Annotated in this window: 10 protein-coding genes and 1 pseudogene; 3 read left to right on the plus strand and 8 right to left on the minus strand. The window is 46.3% G+C overall.

The genetic code is table 11. The annotated features are described in order from the left end of the window. Window positions 1-36: 36 nt before the first annotated feature. The gene (locus tag AC5YB3_RS20390) at window positions 37-885 is read right to left on the minus strand and encodes a D-hexose-6-phosphate mutarotase (protein WP_494526057.1); all 849 of its coding nucleotides are present in this window, start codon (window positions 883-885) and stop codon (window positions 37-39) included. 246 nt (window positions 886-1,131) lie between these two features. On the opposite strand from AC5YB3_RS20390, the gene AC5YB3_RS20395 reads away from it, so the two are divergent. The 3 genes from AC5YB3_RS20395 to AC5YB3_RS20405 all read left to right on the plus strand — a co-directional run bounded on the left by AC5YB3_RS20395 (window position 1,132) and on the right by AC5YB3_RS20405 (window position 6,911). Further along, on the plus strand, window positions 1,132-2,922 hold the full coding sequence (locus tag AC5YB3_RS20395; protein ID WP_107404777.1) for an acyl-CoA dehydrogenase C-terminal domain-containing protein: 1,791 nt from the start codon (window positions 1,132-1,134) through the stop codon (window positions 2,920-2,922). Window positions 2,923-3,319: 397 nt separating this feature from the next. After that, a complete protein-coding gene (locus tag AC5YB3_RS20400) occupies window positions 3,320-5,566 on the plus strand; it encodes a TonB-dependent siderophore receptor (protein ID WP_494527203.1) in 2,247 nt (748 codons plus the stop codon). Window positions 5,567-5,792: 226 nt separating this feature from the next. Further along, window positions 5,793-6,911 (plus strand): patatin-like phospholipase family protein, encoded by a 1,119-nt coding sequence (locus AC5YB3_RS20405; RefSeq protein ID WP_432393832.1) that lies wholly within the window; start codon window positions 5,793-5,795, stop codon window positions 6,909-6,911. A 196-nt stretch (window positions 6,912-7,107) separates the two neighbouring features. Here AC5YB3_RS20405 and asnB read toward each other — a convergent pair whose 3' ends face one another. From asnB to purM, 7 genes and pseudogenes are all read right to left on the minus strand, one after another. Further along, on the minus strand, window positions 7,108-8,772 hold the full coding sequence (gene asnB / locus AC5YB3_RS20410; protein ID WP_494526058.1) for an asparagine synthase B: 1,665 nt from the start codon (window positions 8,770-8,772) through the stop codon (window positions 7,108-7,110). Window positions 8,773-9,381: 609 nt separating this feature from the next. Beyond that, a complete protein-coding gene (locus AC5YB3_RS20415) occupies window positions 9,382-11,058 on the minus strand; it encodes a M28 family metallopeptidase (protein ID WP_494526059.1) in 1,677 nt (558 codons plus the stop codon). Between the two features lie 246 nt (window positions 11,059-11,304). Next, window positions 11,305-11,495, minus strand: a pseudogene (locus AC5YB3_RS20420) (HAD hydrolase-like protein); the annotation flags it as partial. 95 nt (window positions 11,496-11,590) lie between these two features. Then, window positions 11,591-12,397 (minus strand): TIR domain-containing protein, encoded by an 807-nt coding sequence (locus tag AC5YB3_RS20425; protein WP_012587893.1) that lies wholly within the window; start codon window positions 12,395-12,397, stop codon window positions 11,591-11,593. Window positions 12,398-12,711: 314 nt separating this feature from the next. Then, window positions 12,712-13,458 (minus strand): HAD-IIA family hydrolase, encoded by a 747-nt coding sequence (locus AC5YB3_RS20430; protein ID WP_006081242.1) that lies wholly within the window; start codon window positions 13,456-13,458, stop codon window positions 12,712-12,714. Between the two features lie 158 nt (window positions 13,459-13,616). After that, complete coding sequence (purN, locus tag AC5YB3_RS20435) at window positions 13,617-14,261, minus strand: phosphoribosylglycinamide formyltransferase (RefSeq protein WP_494526060.1); 645 nt, start codon at window positions 14,259-14,261, stop codon at window positions 13,617-13,619. Continuing rightward, complete coding sequence (gene purM / locus AC5YB3_RS20440; RefSeq protein WP_006081244.1) at window positions 14,261-15,298, minus strand: phosphoribosylformylglycinamidine cyclo-ligase; 1,038 nt, start codon at window positions 15,296-15,298, stop codon at window positions 14,261-14,263. The genes purN and purM overlap by 1 nt, the downstream gene beginning before the upstream one ends. Window positions 15,299-15,356: the final 58 nt, after the last annotated feature.

The following is a 15,356-nucleotide window of genomic DNA, read 5'->3' on the forward strand; positions in this document are numbered from 1 at the left end:
TAAGCTCTAGATTTTAAGAACTAGGATATTAAATCGTTAGTCTTTCCAGCGAATATGCGTCACTAAACTGTGGGTTTCACCTGGGGCAAGCACGACTTTATCTTCTAAAACATTGGCCGCTTCTAGGCAGACCATGGTCAAATAATCCTCTGGATTAAACCGGCCAAGGCGTTGTGACTTTTCAATCCATGGATTCCATAATACCGCTGATAGGCTGTTCTCGCGGCTGACTTCAATTATCCCCTGCGGCGTATGCAATAATTGCACTGGGCCGAGATCGGTATAGACACGATCCGTCTCGCGATCAAAGCGCACTTCATCCGTGGTTTGCGGATAAGGCCCCTCGGCAAATTCGATGTATTTTGAGCCCCTAAAACCGCTGGCTTTGAGTTGGTGGATATCCTCAATCGGGAAATAGCTGTGCAGCGCTTGGGTAAGCGTGACGGTTTCATCGCCTAAGTTGGTATTCACAAGACTGATACTCAGGGTGTCGCCTAGGGTGAATAACACGCTGACCTGAGTGTTATGCGGCCAATAGATTTTATCTTGCTCACTGATTTTTAAGCTAAAACATAAATCCACTAACTGATTACGCATTTCTACCGATTCCAGCGCCCAAATGCGGGTACGGGCAAAACCGTGTTGGGGGAAGTTCGCTTCACTACTCATGCCAAACCAAGGCCAGCATACGGGCACACCGCCACGGATCCCATTACCGGGTTGATAATCGTCAGCCGATGAAACCCACAGCAAAGGTGGTTTTCCTACGGGTTGAAAATAGTCTATTTGCGCGCCCTGCAAAAAAATTCTTGCCTGACATAACGCCGTATTCACTTCGACATAATCGAGCCCGTTGGCGTGCTTTTTAGTAGTGACAGAACCCATAGTAGCAATATCCTTAACTCTGCTGGCATATCAGAAAAACAGGCAGTTAGCTTACAAAGTTTTCCGCGATAACATAAGGCTTTGTTGCGATCAATTTACGGTTTCGCTGTTCGTTTGTGTAAACAAAAGTCTTTGCTGGTAGTTGGGGTGCTTTCTTTTTCGGCAAATTTAGCTAAAGTGGTCAGAGCACCAAAGTGGTCAGATCACTTAGTTGAGTTGCAGTCTAACAAGAAAAGGGAAGCGATTATGCCAGTCTATCAAGCGCCGCTGCGCGACTATCAATTTATCCTCAATGAAATGTTACATATTTATCAGCAAGATGCTCTTAAGGGGTTCGATGAAATCGATCCAGATCTTGTTGATGCGATCCTGCAAGGTATGGCTGACTTTAGCACTGAAGTCATGCTGCCGCTCAATAGTGTCGGCGATCTGCAAGGCTGTAAGTTGGTAGATGGCAAGGTGATTACCCCGGAAGGATTTGATAATGCCTATCGGCAATTTGTTGATAATGGCTGGCCGACGCTGACCTGCGATCCTGAATATGGCGGCCAAGGTCTACCCGAAGTCGTGGGGATTTTTGCCACTGAGATACAAACGGCAACCAACATGGCCTTTGCCATGTATCCTGGTTTGACCCATGGCGCCTATGCCGCCATCCATGCCCACGGTAGTGATGCGCTTAAGCAAAAATATTTGAGTAAATTAGTCAGCGGTGAATGGACTGGGACAATGAATTTGACCGAGTCCCACGCTGGTACTGACTTAGCCTTATTACGCACCAAAGCCGTGCCTGTATCCGAAGGCGTTTTTGCTATTACTGGTGAGAAGATTTTTATCTCCTCAGGCGATCACCAACTCACCGACAACATAGTGCATCTAGTATTAGCCCGCTTGCCGGATGCACCTGAAGGCGTGAAGGGCATATCTCTGTTTGCGGTACCTAAAGTATTAGTGAATGGCGATGGTAGCCTAGGCGCGCCGAACACTTTATATGCCAGCGGCCTTGAACATAAGATGGGCATTCACGGTAACTCCACCTGCGTGATGGTGTTTGAAGCTGCGCTGGGCGAGCTTGTTGGTGAGCCACACCAAGGACTGCGCGCCATGTTTACTATGATGAACCAAGCGCGTTTAGGCGTGGGCGTGCAAGGGCTGGGTGTCTCTGAGATTGCCTATCAAAATGCGCTAGCCTATGCCAAAGACAGATTACAGAGCCGCGCCTTAAGCGGTGCCAAAGCCCCCGAAAAAGCCGCCGATCCGATTTTGGTTCACGGCGATGTGCGCCGTATGTTGCTGTCGCAAAAAGCCTTTAATGAAGGCGCAAGAGCCTTAGTTGGACAACAAGCTTTGTGGCTCGATGAAGCTGAGCGCCATACCGATCCCGCCAAAGCAAAAGCAGCATCCCAGTTAGCGGCCCTGTTCACGCCCGTTGTGAAAGGCTTTATCACCAACCGTGGTTTTAATGCCTGTGTCGATGCGCAGCAAGTGTTTGGTGGACATGGTTATATCCATGAGTGGGGCATGGAGCAATTTGTGCGTGATAGCCGTATTGCGCTGATTTATGAAGGCACTAACGGCATTCAGGCATTGGATTTAGTGGGGCGTAAGTTACTTAGCGACCGCGGCGCGGCGATGCAGCAATGGTCGGCTTTAGTGACTGAGTTCATTAAGTCGCATAGTACGAATGCGGCGATGCAACCCTATGTGAGTGGTTTAATGGATTGTGCAGGTGATTTGCAAAAGGCCAGTGGTTATTTAGCGACCCATGCGGCGACCAATCCAGACATTATCGGCGCAGCCTCAATGGCTTATCTGGAGTTGTTTGGGGTGACGGCACTGGCGTGGATGTGGGCTCGAAGTGCCGCGGTGGCATTAGCGGCGCTGGAGCAGGGCACTGAAGAAACCGCATTTTACCAAGCTAAATTGAAAACTGCTGATTTCTACATGGCTTACTGGGCGGTGCAAGGTCGCAGTCTGCGTAAGCAAATCGAGCAGGCGAGTGAAATGCTCACACAATTGGATGAAGCAATCTTTTAAGCATTCACCTTATAGGCTGAGTGAAGCCTTTGCTTAAGAACAGCTTAAGAAAAGCTCAAAAACCAGCGCATTGTCGCTGGTTTTTATTTTTGTATAGTTTAAATCTTTAACTTGTTTTCATTCTTAGGTTCCACGCCAGTATTGAGCTCGATACTGTGAGTCTTTTGCTTATCCCACATTAAAACTTCTATCTAAGGTCCGTGCGACTGACGCTCTTTTCGTTTTAGTCATAACCAAACACAACAAGGGTTATGTGAGCTGACGGTAGCTATTTACCTAACAGATTTCACACTTATGTAAATTCAAATGATAATCGTTGTTATTCGTAAATCATTCTTTATAATGACGGCCAATTCGTTTGAATACATTTGTAAACCCTTTGGTTTATGCCATTTTTATGCGCTCGCGCTGGGGACATTCTGTGAAGACTCGTTTCGCCTACTCATTAATTGCACTTGCACTCGCTCAACATCAGTCGGCATTCGCCGCTGAAACTGTACTCGATAAAGAGGCTCTACAGCAGACCTTGTCTACGAGCTCACCCGTTGCAAGTCCTGTATCGACTGAGCCTGCAGCCTATGAGCAAGTTAAGTTGGCAGCACCTGAGCGAATTGCCGTGCATGGCCGCGCGATGCAAATGTACGTCGATAAAGAAACGACGGTTGGCACTAAGACGGCGATTAATGTGATGGAATTGCCGCAGTCGGTGCAAGTGCTGACCGAGCAGTTAATCGTTGACCAAGCAGCGCGCAATATTACCGATTTATACCGCTCAATCGCTGGCGTGAGTGAGTTCAGTTATTCTGGCGTGACCTTTCGCGGTTTCCGTGACGATGCCAACGTCTTTTATGATGGGGTAAGGGGCGATCCCTATTCGGGATTTTCTGTGCCGCAACTGTTTAATGTGCAGCGGGTTGAAGTGTTAAAAGGCCCGGCATCGGCACTTTATGGCGGCGGTGAACCCGGCGGCATGATCAACTATGTCACTAAAAAACCAACTTTTGTTGAGAGTAAAGAACTGACATTGAGCACTGGCAGCGAGGATATGATGGGTGGCTCGCTGGATTTGACTGGCGGCTTAACCAACAATCTCGCCTATCGCTTTGGCGCCTATTATCAGCAGGAAGATAGCTTTCGGAATAATGCCGATAGTCAAAATGCTGAAGTGGCGGGTGGGTTACTCTACGAAATCAGTGATGATACTAAGCTCACCACGACCTTCGATATCATTAAGCAGGATTTAGGCGGCAATCGACTGCGCGGCGTGCCTGTCGATAATGACGGTAATTTCCTTGTTGCGCCATCCTATAATGCCAATGTGAAAAGTGACTTCCAGAAGATGGATGCACTGGTGCTGCAATCGATTCTCGATCATCAATTTAGCGATAATTTCTCGGTCAAGACTCAGATCCGTTATCTGAATAATGTTTCCACGCAGCAATATCATGAATCGAGGGGGTGGGCGACCTTAGATGCCAGTAAAAAGCCCATTATGGGTGATGGCACCATTAAGCGTGAATACCGAGTGCAAGCTCGTGCCAACGATGAAATCAGTTTAACCAATGATTTTGTTTATGCATTCGATGCCTTAGGTTTTGAACATGAGTTCCTGTTTGGTGGCGATTATCACTATGTTGAAACCGAATACAGCTACAAGCTGGCGACGGATAAAACGGGCGTCGGCAACCTGAATATTTTTGATCTTAATTATGGTGAAACTGACCCTAGTACTTACACGCTGCAAGACAAAGATACCGATGGCACCCGCGCTAATCGCTATGGTGTATATGTGCAGGAACACTTGCACTTTAATGAACAGTGGTCATTGATTGCTGGTCTGCGTTTCAGCCAGTTTGATGACTATGATAAAAAGACCGGTTTCTCCTTCAGCGATAACGCGATAACGCCAAGAGCTGGGCTTAATTATCGTCCAATCGATTCAATGTCCTTTTATTTGAATTACTCAGAAAGCTTTAAACCTGCATCACTATCTAATCAAGAGAGTATCAAAATTCACGGATTTTTTGATCCTGAAACGGGTAAGCAAGTTGAACTTGGAATGAAAAATGATTGGCTTGATGGCCAATTTATGACCACGCTCGCGGTGTATCAAATTGAAAAACAAAATGTTGCTCAGTCAAATCCTTTATACACTGGCGATGACGAGAGTATTCCCGCAATGTTCAATATAGGGGAAGTGCGTAGCCAAGGGGTTGAATGGACGTTGGTGGGGGATTTAACCGATAACCTGACTGTCACGGCGAACTATGCCTATAACGAGACCGAAACGATTAAAGGGGTGACGAACGGCAGTTTAACCAACACCTTCGACAGTAAGCACTTTGCCAATGCGCCGCGTCATCAAGCGGGAATATGGACCCGTTACGATATCAATGCACTCGATTCGGCGATTGCCTTTGGTATGGACTATGTGGGCGAGCAGTTCAGTCTCGATGGTCAAATAGTGAAGCCCCATACGATTTTTGACATGAGCTGGACGACTCAGTGGGATCAAACTCAAGTTCGTTTAAATCTTAAAAATATCTTCGACAAAGAATATGCCGTCAGTGGGTTTAGCGAACGTAATGGCCATTTCCCCGGTGAGCCACGCAACATCACGCTAGAACTGAGTCATAAGTTTTAATGCATTGATGTGAAAACAGCTTGTTCGTTAAGGATGACGAACAAGCTAACCTTGCTCATCACTGCCGTGATTTCTGCCAGTATTTGCTGTTGTCATCATCATCGGCTAATGCTTGCACACTATCTTAATAGTATTTTCCTATTAAGATGATAGCTTCTATCCGTTATCCTTTCTCATTCAGCTTGTTTAGACTCGCCTTATATGAATTATTCGATAAGGTTTCCCTATGCACGCCGTCAGCCACTTAGCCTCCAAAGACGCTCAATTTAATGCTAGCCCACAGGTGGCCCTGATTGCAGAAGGTGGTGGTCAGCGTGGCATTTTTACCGCGGGCGTGCTCGATGCTTGGCTTGATGGCGGATTCGATCCCTTTGATTTATTTATTGGTACATCTGCAGGCTCACAGAATCTCAGCAGTTTTTTAGCCCGTCAAAAGGGTTATGCCAAACGTTTGATCCGCGGTTTGTCGCGCCATAAACGTTTCTATCGACTCGGTCGGGGGTTAGTCGGCGGCAATGTGGTCGATTTAGATTGGTATTTTGAGCAGACGCGACAAGGGATGTTTAAATTAGATCTTAACGCGGCGACAGCCTCACTCGGTGATCGGCAGTTACTGATTACCACTACCAATGCCAGTGATCGCAAGGGTTATTTTTTAAGTCCAAGCAGTAAAAGCCAGTGGCGCGAATTGCTTAAAGCCTCCAGCGCATTGCCATTTTTGTATAAACAAGGGGTGAAACTCACGCCTTGGCTAAATGATAATGCCTGTAATAGTGACAAAGCCTGTAATAACGATGCGGCTAATCATAGCGGGTCGCATCACAGCGCAGCATTGAGCGAATCTATCGACAGTGATTTTTATCTCGACGGTGGCTTAGCCGCGCCTTTACCTGTGCGTGAGGCCTATCGTCGTGGTGCCCGTAAAATTGTGGTGATCCGCACTGTGAGTGAGGATTTTCAGGCGCAATCGGCTTGGGTGCATAAACTTAAATCTTGGATTTGTGTTTCTGGTTTTTGCCCGAAAACCATAGATTATTTAGTGCAGCACGAACAAGCCTATCAGGATGAATTGGATTTTATGGCAAATCCGCCAGAGGATGTGGAGATAGTGCAGATTTTTGCCGCTGAAAATTTGCAGAGTAAGTTACTGGGGAGTACCGATGCCGATTTACGCCATGATTACCATGCGGGCATGAGTGCCGGAAAGCAGTTTTTAAGCTTAGATCCGATGGCTTTGACGCAGAGTAATGCTTATTTTCAAACTCAAGTGCAAACCAACGCTCACACTCAAACCCACATTCAAGCTCACTCTCAAATCAAGCCATTCAGTGCGCTGTCGGCCTAGTTGAATTCTAGAGTTAAGGCACAATTTTGTGCACGAGTAAGCAATAAAAGTAAACAGCATCGAAATACAAAAGCCACCCTAGGGTGACTTTTGTGGTTGGCTATCTAAACCAGTTTATCAATCCAGCTGATTCACTTAGCTTTTTAATTTAGCGTATTAACCTAGTTTATCAACTGAGCACTTTAACGTTAGGCTATTAATAACTTGATGTGTGCACTGAGCGTACTGCTCGGCCCGATGGGTCGATAATGCCGCGTAAGCTTTCGTCCCAAGCTAATGCTTCTGGCGTTGAACAGGCGACGGATTTACCGCCTGGAACCGTTTCAGCGGCGCCGCTCAATGGATAATATTCCTCAAAGAAGCAGCGATAGAAATAGGCTTCTTTAGTTTCTGGCGTGTTGTATGGGAAACGGAATTTCGCGTTTGCCAATTGTAAATCATCCACCCGCGCTGCAGCTTGTTCTTTCAAACCGTCAATCCAAGAGTAGCCTACGCCGTCACTGAATTGTTCCTTTTGACGCCACGCCACTTCTTTTGGCAATTTATGCTCAAAGGCTTGGCGCAGAATGTGTTTCTCGATACGACCATCCTTAGACATTTTCGCTTCTGGGTTGATGCGCATCGCCACATCCATAAACTCTTTATCGAGGAAGGGCACACGGGCTTCTAATCCCCAAGCGGCCATGGCTTTGTTGGCACGCAGACAATCGAACAGATGCAGTTTATCAAGTTTGCGGACTAATTCCTCGTGGAATGCCTGTGCGTTTGGCGCTTTATGGAAGTATAAATAGCCGCCAAATAGCTCGTCAGCACCTTCACCCGATAACACCATTTTGATGCCCATGGCTTTGATTTTACGCGCCATTAAATACATAGGTGTCGCGGCACGTATGGTGGTGACATCGTAGGTTTCTAAGTGATAGATCACTTCTTTAATCGCATCTAAGCCTTCTTGGAAGGTGAAATGGATCTCATGGTGAATCGTACCAATGGCATCTGCGACTTTTTTGGCGGCGATTAAATCTGGCGCACCTTCAAGGCCGACAGCAAAAGAATGCAACTGTGGCCACCAAGCGTTGGTTTCGCCATCGTCTTCAATGCGGCGTTTAGCAAAGGTTTGCGTCACGGCGGAAATGATCGATGAATCTAAGCCGCCTGATAGCAACACACCATAGGGTACGTCTGACATTAATTGGCGTTTGACCGCCGCTTCTAATGCGTCACGTAATTCTTCTTGGCTGGCTGGGTTATCTTTAACCGCATCATAGTTTTGCCAATCGCGGCTATAGTATTTAACGGCTTCACCATCTTTTGAATACAGATACTGGCCCGGTAAGAACTCTTCTACGGTTTTACACACTGGCATCAGCGCTTTCATTTCAGAGGCAACATAGAAGTTACCCGCAGCGTCACGGCCTGTGTATAGCGGGATGATACCCATGTGATCGCGGCCGATAAGGTATCTATCTTGGGCTTTGTCATATAACACAAAGGCGAAGATACCGTTTAATTTATCAAGGAAGTCAGTGCCATATTCTTGATACAGCGCCAGAATGACTTCACAGTCAGAGTTGGTTTGATAGCTGTATTTATCGCCTAGCTGGGCTTTCAATTCTTTGTGGTTATAGATTTCGCCGTTGACCGCAAGGATCAAACTGCCATCTTCGGTCAGCAGTGGCTGAGCACCGTGTTCAATGTCAACAATGGCTAAACGTTCGTGGGCAAGAATTGCCTTATCACTGGCATAAATACCTGACCAGTCAGGGCCACGGTGGCGCATTAGCTTAGACATTTCTAGCGCGACTTGGCGCAGTTCTTTGGCATCAGATTGGATATCTAAAATCGAAAAGATTGAACACATAGTACAACTCCCACACTGTCTGTCATTTGAGGATGTCTCAATTGAGGTTTAATGTGCCAGCAATTTAGGCATTTGCCAAACACTATTTTTGATGTTTTATCTGTTTGTTGGTGTTTTTGTTGATTCAGATGTTTATGTTTAATGCTTTTATTTGAGAATAATTCATTTAATTTGCGTTATTTTTGATGATTTGTTTTTGTTGTCTGATTTGGCGTGAGGGGTTTTGGGGAATTCACAATGTGTTTTAAAAAAGTGTCGATGATAGAAAAACCGCTAAAAAAGACCTTAAATAATGAGTTGTCACGTTTAAGTGTTTTATTTTTAATCAATTAATGCGCCGAGTTTGACATCAACCAATGGCATAAGCCTATGCAGAATGGTGTGGCAGGATGGATATTTCGCGATAACTGTATTGTTTGTGAGCTGAAAACAAAAAAGCACGTGAATGGCTCACGTGCTTTTTAATCTTGTTTGGCGCTTTGCCGTGCTGGCTGAGATGGCGCTTTATTCAGCTGGTGCTTTATTTCGCAGGTGCGACTAGCGGGCGTCAATAAGAATAAGAGACGGCTAACTAAGCCGCCTCTCACAAGCTGTCACTGATACAAGCTGCTATTTTGTATCTATCACAAGCGTCGTTTTAGCTGGGCGCAGGCTATTGAACTCTGTGCCTTGATAGTATCCCGGCCAATCTTTGCTGTTGCCCAATGTGCGCGTGACTTGGTAGTAGATTTGCAAATCTTGCAGCGCGCCGCTCAAATCCCAGTCTTCATGGTATTCATCGCAGACATTGTGATAACAGCCTTTCATTGTGGCTTGCATCTGGGTTTTATAAGCAGCCGTGGCCTCATCAACGGGGTCGCTACCGCCGCCGGCAAAGACGGCTGGCACGCCCAGTTTGGCAAAGCTGAAATGATCTGAACGGAAGAAACCGCCCGAAGCGGGATTTTTTTCACCCATGGCGATGCGGTTCTGTTGTTTCGCCGCATCGATAAGGTAAGTTTCTAACTCAGACTTGCCTTTGCCGACAATCGTAAAATCCTTGGTTTTGCCGTAGATATTGGTGCTGTCGAGGTTTAATACTGCCACGGTTTTGTCGATAGGATAAAGTGGATTAGCGGCGTAATAGCGTGAACCGAGTAAGCCCTGTTCTTCACCTGTGGTGGCAATAAAGGTGACCGAGCGCGCTAAACCGTGGCCTTGTTTCGCATTATCGGCTAATTGCCTGGCGATTTCGAGAATGCCAGCAGTGCCTGAGGCATTGTCCATGGCGCCGTTGTAAATCTGATCGCCTGCTTTCGTCTCGTCTTTACCTATGTGATCCCAATGGGCGGTATAGAGGATCTGCTCGTCAGCTTGTGTGCTGCCGGGGAGCGTGGCGACTACGTTGTAGCTATTCGCGTATTCGGCTTTATTTTTAAAGGCGATACTGGCCGTTTGCTCAAGGGGGACATTAATTGGGCTGTCGGCGGCACGCGCCATCAAGCTCGGCAGTGATAAACCCGCTTTATCAAACAGCTGGGTTGCTGCGTCCAATGTAAGCCAGCCTTCTACTTGGATGCGGCTATCTTGTTCGGCTTTACTCAGCACTAGATCTTGCTGTGGCCCAGTCCAGCTATTTTCTACCACAGACCAAGGATAAGAGGCGGGCTCAGTATCATGGATGATCAGTGCACCAAGGGCGCCTTGACGGCTGGCCTCTTCAAACTTATAGCTCCAGCGGCCGTAATAGGTCATGGCTTTGCCATTGAATTTACCCGAGTCAGGGCGAGCAAAGCCGGGATCGTTCACTAAGATCACCGCGATTTTGCCTTTCATGTCGAGATCTTGGTAATCATTCCAACCATATTCGGGTGCGTTCACCCCATAGCCAACGAAGACTAATGGCGCGTTTTCAATGTTAATGCCACCGTTATCGTGACGACTGCTGAGCACCAGATCTTTCCGGTATTTAAAGGGTAATCCTGCCAGCGTAACTTGCTGCGCTTCATCTGCGGTATAGCTCACCATAGGCACAGGTTGCAAAAAGCTGCCTTGATACGCGCCCTTGAGCCCCATCTCTGTAAAGGCTTTAGTCAAATAGTTCAAGGTGAGTTTTTCACCGTGAGTGGTCGGTGCTCGACCTTCAAATTCATCGGATGACAGGGCTTTAATATCATTTCTAAAGCGCGCTTCATTAAACTGCACTGTTTTAAGTTCAGCCAAAGTAATGTTGCCATCGGATTGGGATGAATTCGGACTACAGGCACTGAGCATAGCCAGCGCACAGAGTGGATACAGACGTCGCATAGGTTAATCCTACTGTTGTTTTAATTAAGGAATTTTAGATTTCTGTTAATCAATCAGAAGCGAGGCTTATCATGAAGCAAGCCGCTGTGAGCCACAAGGCTGAGCGGCAGGTGAATGTGTTACTTAATGTTGCTTTACCCTATGCAATACGCCTTTTGGCTAGGCGTATTGCATGGGTAATGTTGGAATGGCTAGCTAGCAAGAAGGAGTGGCTACGCAGGGTTAGACAAAGGTTTAGATAATTGTTTAAACAACATCGATGTCGCCAGCGCAGGCAAACACATGGTTCGGGCGGAAGGGTTCTTTGTCGATATCTTCAAGTTTACTCACGCCACTGGTGACCAGAATGGTTTCAAGCCCCGCTTGGAAGCCCGCTAAAATATCGGTGAACACATGGCTCCACAGGCCGGACTGTAAGCTGGACCGTGGTTGTTGGGGGTGATATCGGTAATGATTGGCACCTGACTTAGGATGTAACCCTTACTGTAACAACAATACGCTGATGTGTTTAGTAAGGGCTTTCAATCAAAACTTAGAAAAGCTTGTTGAAGTCGATCTCGTAACCTGCTTTCTTCATTTCTTTAGCTATAGCTGTTTGCCAGTCATTTCTGACGTAAACCACACCACTAATGTCGTTTGGTATCTCAATGTTATCAGCAACTAATGGCACAACATTTTCTCGCCCAAGTAGACCAATCAATAAGCCATGTTCGAAGACAACATTTTGTCTTGCTCTTGGTTTTAGAACGCTCGGTTCTGTATTCTTTATTCCACCTACATCATCAGCGGTGTAGAGGACAATCGCGAAGTCAGTTGTCTTAGCATACTCCAAGATTTTTTCGATGATTGTAGTGCTGCCGCCACTAGCTTGTTCGTGAAGAATGATTGGTTCAAAACCTAGCTTTTGGATGAAGCGGGCGGTTCGCTCTTTGACTTCGTTGTTGTGCCCGTGCACGATGAACACGTTTTTTGATTTTTCTTTAGGTGAAGCTTTTGCAGTTTTAACAATTGTTGGCTTATATTCCAAATCATATACATCATCTTTAACATCTAAAATCAATGAGTCAATAAGGCCTTCCAGTAAGATTCCTTCATTCTGCCAAAAATATTCAGCATCACCCTCATACTCACGTAAATAAGAACACTGAGAAAATAGCTCATCAAAGTTAACTGTATTTTGTGGTAAGTGTTCTCTTAAAAAACGTGACAGTGTCTTTAAAAAAGACTGAAACCGTTGCTCACCAAAAGCAGAGCCTCGCTGATGATATGCCTCTAATACATCGCTTTTTAGTTTTGTCTGAAATGATACTAACTTTTCAATGATCTCTTGCTTGTCCATCAATGCCTCACAAAACAATGTTGTTAGAAGCATTCTATCGCGTGATGTAGATATGGCAAGAAGTAGGGTGGTAACTAGCTGTTTTAAAATGAGGTTTGTGATGCCGTTCTAGAGGTGTTACTAGTAACTCTATCCACAATTGGAATTTGACACTGTCACAGCTTTCAATCCATTTTAAGAGGCGCTTAGAAAACCACATCGATTTGTGAAATTAACCTGACACAGAATTATGAACAGCCTCTATTTAGTTTATGGTGCCCAGCGGCGTAAGCATTGGGCACACATTGGGAAATGAGTTTAATTAAAGTGCAGTTTTAAACAACGTCTATATCGCCCGCGCAGGCAAACACATGGTTCGGGCGGAAGGGTTCTTTGTCGATATCTTCAAGTTTACTCACGCCACTGGTGACCAGAATGGTTTCAAGCCCAGCTTGGAAGCCCGCTAAAATATCGGTACGCATATTGTCGCCGATAATGACAGTGTCTTCCGAGTGCCCATCAATATGATTAAGCGCTGAACGAATAATCCATGCGCTCGGTTTACCCACGTAGAAAGGTTTTTTACCGGTAATACGCTCGATTGGTGAACATAGCGCGCCACAGGCTGGGCTGTAAGCTGGGCCATGAGTGTCAGGGTTGGTGGCAATAAAGCGGGCGCCACCTGCCACAAAAGCTGCGGCTTTATGGATCATTTCCCAATTGTAGGAGCGGGTTTCACCGACAATCACAAAGTCAGGGTTGATATCGGTAATGGTAAAGCCTGCTTTGTAGAGTTCGTGGGTGAGGGCGCCTTCACCAATGACATAGGCTTTGCTGCCTTCTTGGTGCTGTAAAAAGTCAGCGGTTGCCATCGCGGAGGTATAAAAGCATTCTTCAGGAATATCAATACCGGCAGCGCTTAAACGGTTTTGCAGATCCTTTCCCGTTTGTACGGGATAGTTAGTCAGGACGACTAACGGATTGCCTTGTTCTAAAATACGCTGGATAAATTTGTCGCTGCCAGGGATCAGTTTATTGTCGTGCAGTAGTACACCATCGATATCGCAGATAATATTTTTCATCTAATAGTCTCTTGTCATGCCGAGCAAAAATCACTTTTCGTTAAGTTATCTAATGCCACATTGCCCCAGAAAACAATGCTTTTGTGGAAAATAGTTAAAAAAATAGAGACCCTAAGGTCTCTATTTGTGATCTCGCGACCAATTGCTATTTCGCGAAACTAATCAGGCGCGTAACCGCTCGGGCCGATGAGATTGCCATCAAGATAGGCTTGGCCGTTTTGCATGTTAAGACGGTGCTGACTAAACCATTTCACCACGAGTGGATAAATGGCATGTTCTTGCTCATGCACACGGGCGGCGAGCATGTCAGCGGTATCTTCTTCATAAACAGGCACTTTAGCCTGTAGAATCACCGGACCTGCATCAAGCTCTGGCGTGACAAAATGCACGCTGGCACCATGTTCGCTGTCGTTAGCGTCAATGGCACGTTGATGGGTGTTTAAGCCAGTGTATTTCGGTAACAGTGACGGATGGATATTGATCATGCGACCTAGGTAATGATTCACGAAATCATCGGTTAAGATCCGCATAAATCCTGCCAACACGATTAAATCGGGTTGGTACTGTTCGATGACTGTCATTAAACGCGCATCGTATTCAGAGCGAGATTCACCTTGGTGAGCTATCACGCAGCTGGTATCAATTTCGCCATGATGGGCGCGCATTAGGCCATAGGCATCGGGTTTATTACTGATGACTCCGACAACTTCGGCCTGCAGATTATCGTCGCAACCGTCGATAATCGCTTGCAGGTTACTGCCATTTCCGGAAATTAATACAACTACACGACAGCTCTGGGGCATTACAGGATCTCCACTTGCTCTTCATTGCCTTCACGATCTGCGATAGCACCGATCAGCCAAGCTTGTTCGCCTTCTGCAGCCAGTAATGCAAGTGCAGCATCCACTTTATCGGCTGGCAGCGCGACTAACATGCCGACGCCACAGTTGAAGGTGCGATACATTTCATATTCTGCAATGTTGCCATTTTCCATTAACCAACTGAAAACAGCAGGCCATTGCCATGAATCGCCTTGGATAACCGCTTTTAAATTATCTGGTAGTACGCGTGGGATGTTTTCCCAGAAGCCGCCGCCAGTAATGTGTGCCATTGCATGTACGTCTGATGCTGCGATCAGTTTCAGCAATGATTTCACGTAAATTTTGGTTGGCTCAAGTAGATGTTCAATTAGCGGTTTGCCATTGAGATCTTGTTGAGGGTCTGCTTGGCTCACTTCTAATACTTTACGTACTAAAGAGTAACCATTTGAATGAGGGCCGCTCGAGGCTAATGCGATAAGCGCATCACCCGCTGCAACTTTGCTACCGTCAATGATGTCGGCTTTTTCAACTACGCCCACGCAGAAACCTGCTAGGTCGTAATCTTCACCTTCGTACATGCCTGGCATTTCAGCGGTTTCACCGCCGATTAACGCACAACCAGATTGGAAACAACCTTCGCCGATACCGTTGACAACAGACGTCGCGGTTTCAACATCCAGCTTGCCTGTCGCATAGTAATCGAGGAAAAACAGTGGCTCAGCACCTTGAACGATTAAATCGTTCACACACATAGCAACTAAGTCTATGCCGACTGTGTCATGTTTTTTATAGTCGATAGCTAAACGTAATTTAGTCCCAACACCGTCGGTGCCAGACACTAAAACCGGTTGTTTGTATTTAGTGGGGATTTCACACAGGGCGCCAAAACCACCTAAGTTGCCCATAACTTCTGGACGACGGGTACGTTTAACGGCTGCTTTAATGTTACTTACCAGTGCATTACCTGCATCAATATCAACGCCGGCATCTTTATAGCTCAGTGGGGTAGGAGTGCTCACGGAGGGATCCTCTCGGGTACATCGTTATTGGATTTTATGCGGCGGTATTCTACCAGCT

The organism is Shewanella sp. 1311, from assembly GCF_059338235.1.